The sequence below is a fragment of the uncultured Caballeronia sp. genome, from assembly GCF_964243625.1.
Classification (GTDB): domain Bacteria; phylum Pseudomonadota; class Gammaproteobacteria; order Burkholderiales; family Burkholderiaceae; genus Caballeronia.
In genome coordinates, this window is record NZ_CAXTGZ010000563.1 from 1 (window position 1) to 3,893 (window position 3,893).

The window sequence follows — 3,893 nt, forward strand, 5'->3', positions numbered from 1 at the left end:
GCTGCGCTCCGCCGCGGTGGAGGCCCAAAGCTCCGCCGACAAGACCGCGATGCTGCTGTTCCGCGCCAGGGAAAGCCAGCGTATGGCCGTCCCGCTGGGTCTTGTGGCCCGCCTGGAGGACATCCCGCGTGACAAGATCGAGATGGCCGAGTTCGGCAAGCTGAGTCTGGACAAGGTGCTCGACACCCGGCTATTCGATTTTGATGAGGCTTCCAAAGCGCCGGGCTGGCTCACGGCGTTACGCGGCGAACGTAGATCTGAAGCCGACGAATATGGCATCACGAACTTTGTGTATCGGGCGCGCCGGCCGTTTTATCCTGAGCGGTTCTGGGATTTCATCGAAAGCGAATGGCCGGGCGTGGTGCGGTCCAAAGGGTTCTTCTGGCTTGCGAGCAGGCCTACCTATGTCGGTTCGTGGTCGCAAGCCGGCGGTGTATGCCGTCACGGCGCGATGGGGTTGTGGTGGGCCGCGGTGCCGAAATCTTACTGGCCGCAAGACCCTGAGTCGCTGCAATCAATCGAGGAGGACTGGGACCCGCAGGTCGGCGATGCACGGCAAGAGCTGGTGCTGATTGGCATCGATATGGATGAAGCGGCGTTGCGTGCTCGGCTGGACGCGTGTCTTCTCACCGATGCGGAAATGTCGCAGGGACCTGAAGCCTGGCACAGGTTCAAGGATCCGTTTCCAGCGTGGCAACACGAAGCAGAGCTTGCGCACTAAGCGGCCATGATAGTCACCCGCCGCACGAAGCGAGTTCGGCCACCTGGAGCACCTCGCCGTTCGTTCCACGTTCAACGAATGCAACGACGCCGAAGCGCATGGCATCCGACGCGTAATCGCCGGATAGTTGCGCGCGTCCTTCGGTCAATCGAATGGGTCCGATCCATTGGCGCACCACGCGGTCGTGATGCAGTGTCGCGCCGTTGTTTTCTCCGCCGTTGACTGTGCTGACGAGCTGGTTTTCATACACGGCCGCGTAGGCGACGGCATCGTCCGGGAGGTTCTTGCGCGCTGTGAACGATGCGTTGAACGCAATATGGCCGGGCGCTGACGGATGGCCGTCGATGTGGATATCGGCGAGCGGCGTTTCGCTGTTCAACTGTTTTATACGCGATTCGAAACTCGCGTCGCTCGACCAGTCGCGCAACTCCTTTCCGCCGACGAAAATCTCCGGCGTGTACACGACATGTCCACTGCCAGCCGATGTCAGTTGCTGTTGGCGCGTGGTGAATGCCGCTTGTGCAAACCGGTCTTTCCACGCCCGGTTATCCCAGTAGTCCACGTGCAGGGCGAGCGGCACGATGGTATCGGTCCGGCGTGCGTGATCGAGTGCGCCAAGCCAGTTATCGGCGGGCGGGCAACTATTGCAGCCTTCGCTTGTGTAGAGTTCTACGAGCGCCGCGCGGTGAGCGGGACTCGACGCACTGCACGTATTACCCGATGCAGCGTTGGCGCTCGCGGCGCAGAGTGAGATGCAAATAGCAAAGAGGGCAGAAGCAGACGAAGGGCGCATTGCGGACTCCAGACATGGGGCGGATGAAATCTAATTCGACCGGCACATGAAACGGGTTACATCGATGCAAAAATACTTGCTGCAGTCACCGCAGTGCCCATTCAAGGTGCGGGTCGTCGACTAGCCTGATCGATTCGGCAGCGCGTGGCTGCCGCGTCGGCCGCTACCAGCGCAACACACGCGGTCCCAGAATCCCGCCGACAATCGTTGGCGCCATCATCCCAAGCACGTACCACACGCCCCAGAACGGCACGGTCATCTCCACGCAATAAAGTGTGTAGACAAGGACGGCCTGAGCGCCGCTGAGCAGTCCTGCCGCAGCGCCCGCCAAAACCGGCCGGGTTGGCGCAAGCCCTCTCATGGCCCAGAACACAGCAACAAAAGTCGGCGCTGACAAGATCGCGATGTTGATCGTGCAGACTTGCCACGTGCTGCCAAGCACGAGTTGAAGCCGAAGCGCCGGCGGTGCGGCAATGATCACGATCAACGCCGCCACCCAGATAAGCACGAGTGGAATGGCAAGCGCGATCCATCCGAACGCCGTATCCGCACCGGGGCGTGAAAGACGGGTCGCGATGAAAAGCGACGCACCAGCGACCGCAAGAGGAAACGCGACTTTCAGCCAGAATAGAGGCGTGGTAAGCATTTGCGGCATGTCGCCGCGCACGCCGTAGAGGGCAACCATCAAGCAGGCAGCGCCGCTCAGGCCTAAAAACAGTGCCGTTGCGAAACGTCGCGCGATCACACGAGGGTGGGTCGGGGCGATGCCAGTGGCAAGCATCGATACAAACTCGCTGGTCTTCATGGCCACTCCGCAGACAGGAACCGATAGTGCGTCGAGCCCAAGGCCGCAGGACAGGACGCATGACTTCTATTCGGTTTGATCTGCAGGAAGGTTACGCTTGCGTGCGAATTTTTTTGAGGCGGCGATTGCGCCTCATTAGCCGAGCTGGCTGCCCCGTCAAGCTTATTACCAGCGCAGGAAACGCGGACCGAGCAACGCGCCGATCAGTGTGGCGAGCGTCATGCCAAGCAAGTACCAGACAGCCCAGAAGGCTACGCTCATCTCGGGACAATGCAGGCAGTACGCCATGGTCGCGATAGTTCCCGCCAGCATGCCGCCCGCGGCACCTGCGAGTCGCAACCGCGTGGGTGCAAGTCCGCGAATCGCCCAGAACACGGCGACAAAAGCCGGCACCGAAAGCAACACGATATTGAACGGGCATGAGCGCCACGTCGTGCCCATTACAAGTGGTATGCGGGCATCGGGGGAAGCCAGGCACAGGACCGCGACCGCAGCGCTCCACACTACAAGGATCGGCACGGCGGGCATTGCCCAGAATGCGCCGATGCTCGTTCCCGGGCGCGACAGGCGCGCCGCCAGGAACAGCGCGCACGCGGCAAGTGTTGCGGGAAATGCGAAGCGCGCCCAGAAGAGCGGTGTGCGCGATACAACAGCGAGGTCGTGTCGCAAGCCGTAGACGGCCAGCATGAGCACGAACGAACCCATGCCGCCCAGTAGCAACGCGCGCACGAAGCGGCGTCGCGACAGGCCGGTATCGACGGGCGTGACCCCTGTCGAGAGAAGCGAAATCAGGTCGTCGGTTTTCATGCGGTGCCTCGAATTTTTGCTGCCAGCGCTTTCAATCCTCGGTGAATGCCCACTTTGACCGCCGACTCCGACATGCCCGTCAGCGTGGCTGTCTCGGTCACGGAAAGACCCTCCAGCTTCACATGCACGATCGGCAACCGGTGACGGTCCGGCAACTGCTCGAGCAACTTGCCGATATCGCGTTTCGCGTCGGCGGGCTCTTCATCTGAAATTGCGAAGATATCGAGCGTCTCGTCGAGCGGATCATTCAGCGCTTCGCGCCGTGATCTCGCCCGAAAGAAATCCATCAGCTTGTAACGCGCAATGGCGTGCACCCACGCCGTCAGCGGTTCGTCCGGACGATATGTATGGCGGCTGTTGTGCACCGCCAGCAGGATTTCCTGCACGATGTCTTCGATGTCGTCCTGAAGATAATGGATACGTTTCCTCAGGAAACCGCGCAGGTGTCCCGTCAGGTCGTCCAGAAACGCACGATACGCAACCGCGTCGCCATCCAGGCCGCGTACGAAGAGCGACTTCAGCCGCTCTTCGACACCCGACACGCCATTACCTTGTGTTATTCGCTTCATCGCGGCATTGGGTTACAGCGCGCTCCAAATAAAAAAGCGGCAGGGCGTCTGGTGACCTGCCGAACGCGAAACGTGCGGATTGTGCCGCAACGTTTTGCTGCTGTCGATGTCGGCGCGCAACGCCGGCGGCGAAAGCGGGGCGAGATCAGCGAGCGGCGTCCGGATAATTCGATGGGAAGAGGGCACGGCGTGCTTGTT

The 3,893-nt window shown here is 61.1% G+C and carries 6 protein-coding genes; 1 reads left to right on the top strand and 5 read right to left on the bottom strand.

All coding sequences use genetic code 11. The annotated features are described in order from the left end of the window. Positions 1–721 (top strand): GTP-binding protein (locus ACFFAR_RS27075; RefSeq protein ID WP_375508809.1); only part of this gene is annotated, 721 nt, incomplete at its 5' end. 13 nt (positions 722–734) lie between these two features. Here the strand turns inward: ACFFAR_RS27075 and ACFFAR_RS27080 are convergent. The 5 genes from ACFFAR_RS27080 to ACFFAR_RS27100 form a co-directional block, all read right to left on the bottom strand. Then, entirely contained in the window at positions 735–1,514 is a 780-nt protein-coding gene (locus tag ACFFAR_RS27080) for a DUF1223 domain-containing protein (protein WP_174363210.1), read from the bottom strand. 163 nt (positions 1,515–1,677) lie between these two features. After that, positions 1,678–2,319: an NrsF family protein gene (locus tag ACFFAR_RS27085; RefSeq protein ID WP_174363211.1), complete on the bottom strand. Its 642-nt coding sequence runs from the start codon at positions 2,317–2,319 to the stop codon at positions 1,678–1,680. 165 nt (positions 2,320–2,484) lie between these two features. Next, positions 2,485–3,126: a DUF1109 domain-containing protein gene (locus ACFFAR_RS27090; RefSeq protein ID WP_061999183.1), complete on the bottom strand. Its 642-nt coding sequence runs from the start codon at positions 3,124–3,126 to the stop codon at positions 2,485–2,487. Further along, positions 3,123–3,695, bottom strand: coding sequence for a sigma-70 family RNA polymerase sigma factor (locus tag ACFFAR_RS27095; protein WP_061999184.1), 573 nt, complete (start codon positions 3,693–3,695; stop codon positions 3,123–3,125). Before ACFFAR_RS27095 ends, ACFFAR_RS27090 begins: the two co-directional genes overlap by 4 nt. Before the next feature lie 12 nt (positions 3,696–3,707). After that, positions 3,708–3,893 (bottom strand): hypothetical protein (locus ACFFAR_RS27100; protein ID WP_375508810.1); only part of this gene is annotated, 186 nt, incomplete at its 5' end.